The following is a 254-nucleotide window of genomic DNA, read 5'->3' on the forward strand; positions in this document are numbered from 1 at the left end:
TGGAAGAAGCCCTGAAACAGGCGCAACGCTGGCGTTTTGGCGCGCACAGCGAAACCCTGCCTGCCGGTCCCAAACGCAGTCAGTTTGAGGAAGATGCCGATACCGATATCGCGGTGCTGGAAACCCGGCTGTCACGCCTGCATATCAAGGAAAACGCGACCCCGACCCAGCCTAAACGTCAGCCTTTGCCGGCGACTTTACCCCGTGAAGATATCCGGCTGGTGCCGGAGACGGAGAGCTGCCCGGATTGCGGT

At 60.6% G+C, this 254-nt stretch carries 1 protein-coding gene; it reads left to right on the plus strand.

What is annotated here, in order from left to right:
- The coding region (locus tag EAE91_RS23930; RefSeq protein WP_244869036.1) for an IS66 family transposase at positions 1–254 on the plus strand (254 nt) is incomplete at both ends.

The organism is Photorhabdus noenieputensis (assembly GCF_018448935.1).
In the GTDB taxonomy this organism is placed as follows: Bacteria; Pseudomonadota; Gammaproteobacteria; order Enterobacterales; family Enterobacteriaceae; genus Photorhabdus; species Photorhabdus noenieputensis.